Source organism: Kitasatospora sp. NPDC007106 (genome assembly GCF_040634455.1).
In the GTDB taxonomy this organism is placed as follows: domain Bacteria; phylum Actinomycetota; class Actinomycetes; order Streptomycetales; family Streptomycetaceae; genus Kitasatospora; species Kitasatospora arboriphila.
Genome location: NZ_JBEYFP010000972.1, coordinates 1 through 2,063 on the forward strand (window position 1 = coordinate 1; position 2,063 = coordinate 2,063).

At 70.9% G+C, this 2,063-nt stretch carries 2 protein-coding genes and 1 pseudogene; 2 read left to right on the plus strand and 1 reads right to left on the minus strand.

Going from position 1 to position 2,063, the window contains the following annotated elements; genetic code table 11:
• Positions 1-708: DUF6215 domain-containing protein (locus ABZ641_RS34640; protein ID WP_359988327.1), on the minus strand; the 708-nt coding region annotated here is incomplete at its 3' end.
• Between the two features lie 220 nt (positions 709-928).
• Between ABZ641_RS34640 and ABZ641_RS34645 the strand changes: the two genes are divergently transcribed.
• Together ABZ641_RS34645 and ABZ641_RS34650 are read left to right on the plus strand one after the other, a co-directional pair.
• Entirely contained in the window at positions 929-1,399 is a 471-nt protein-coding gene (locus ABZ641_RS34645; RefSeq protein ID WP_344623122.1) for a GNAT family N-acetyltransferase, read from the plus strand.
• Positions 1,400-1,732: 333 nt separating this feature from the next.
• Positions 1,733-2,063, plus strand: a pseudogene (locus ABZ641_RS34650) (hypothetical protein); the annotation flags it as partial.

Consider the following 2,063-nt stretch of genomic DNA (forward strand, 5'->3'; position numbering starts at 1 on the left):
GGCGGGCAGCCAGCCCTGGACGGCGGGGAGGACCTGCTCGGCGATCCGCAGCAGTGCCCCCTCGTCCGGCGGCTCGTCGTCCTGGCGCCAGACGGCGAACTCGACGGTGTCGGCGCCCTCGTCCGGGCCGATGGCGACCGCGAGGTGCCGGGCGGTGCCGCCGGTGCCCGTGCTGCTCTTCCCGCCCTTGAAGACCAGGGCCAGGGTGGTGCTGCGGTAGCGCGCCGCGGGGTGGCCCAGTACCGTCGCCGGCTCGGCGCGCAGGCTCGCGAGGCCGGCGATGTCCCGCACCGACACGTCGTGGTTGTGGGAGATGCGGACCATGACCGGCCCGACCTGCACCTGGGCGGAGGCGTCGAACTCGGTCGTCCCGTCCCAGTAGGTGGTCGGGCCGCCGCCGGACTGCGCGACCGAGACGTGCTCCGTCGGTACACCGAGCAGCGCCGGCAGGTCGCGGCGGTTGAGCGCGGCGCACAGGGCCGGGTACTCGGGCGAGTCGGTGGCATTCGGCGGGTTGCACACGGCAGGCTTGCCCGCGGCGGCAGGCGCCGGGGTGCCGGAGAACAGGCCCGCCCCCCACATCGCGCCGAGCACTCCCCCGGCCAGCACCAACGCTGCGGAAGCCTGGCCCACCGCATTGGGCCGCCTCCGGCCACCCGGACCTTCCGGCCCGGCCGCCCCCGGACGTACCACGGTGTCGGACTCCATGCGTCTCCCCCTCCTCCGCACCGAACCCGGCCCCGTTGATCACCGGACGGGCTGCGTCACCCTACTCGCTCGCCCTGCTCGTGCACGGTGAATTACGGCGCGGTCCGCGAGTGAGGTTGGTGCGTGTACTGGGCTGACGAGTCGGAGCGGTGGTCGATCGGCAGGCCGCCTGTGGGGCGGGCACAGAATCCCGCTTGATCCACTGGCTTACAGTTCCCGAATGAAGACCATGCTCCGCTTGGAGAACATCAGCCCCGACAACTTCGACGCCGCGATCGGCCTGAAGGTGCGTCCAGACCAGGAGCACCTGGTCGCTCCGGTCGTGAAGTCGCTTGCAGAAGCGTATGTGCACCCCGACACGGCCTGGCCCCGACTCATCCTTGACGGCGACCGGCCCGTTGGTTTCGTCATGGCGTTCTTCGACATCGACTTCGCCGGTGACGGTCGGGGCACCGACCTTCGCTCCGGCCTCTGGCGCCTCAACATCGCAGCCGGGGAACAAGGGCGTGGGTACGGCCGCTTCGCGGTGCAATCCGTGGCCGCTGAGATTCGCCGCCGCGGCGGCACTCGCCTGACGACCACCTGGCACCCGGGCGGAAACGGTCCGGAAGCCTTCTACCTGGGTCTCGGGTTCCGGCCGACCGGGGAGACCAGCGGGAATCAGCGAGTCGGCGAACTTGACCTGACCTAAGTCCTCATCCGCCGGACGGAATCCAACGACTCGCACAGTGGATGCTGCCGCACGGGTTCTTCGAGCGTGACCAAGAAGTGGGCCCGTATGGCCTTGACCCATCCTGCCTTCTGCGGCGTCTCACGCGCACACCTCGGCGATTTGCTCGAAGAGTTGGCCGACTTGTGGCTCGTCTGTTGCGAGTCGGAGCTGCGTGAGCGCCGTGGTGCCGAGCGGCAGCGACGGGCCGGTGCCGGGCCGAAGCACGCGCCGCTCTCCCCGGGTGTTCGGTCGAGTGCCGTCCGGCGCGCCGGCCCTGACGGAGCAACAGGGGCGGCTGCTACCGACGCCGGCATGACCGACGACGACATCCTCCAGCGGATCCGCGGACAGGACCGCCTCGGCGAGCTGCCACCACGGGCGCCACCCGCGGCCGAACTCGAGGCCGCGGTCGGGCATCCGATGCCCCCGCTGCTCAGGCGGATCCACCTGGAGGTCACCGACGGCGGATTCGGCCGCTGGGGCGAGGTGCTGTCCCCCGCCGACACGGCCTTCGGCTTCAGCGACGGCGAGCCGCTGCTGGAGGAGCACTCAGGGTGTCTCGAGCGTGCAGATCAAGAAGCGCTCGACCTGGAGGGCTCCTGGAGGTGGCCGAGTACTGCGGCGGATGCGTCCCTCAGGAAGG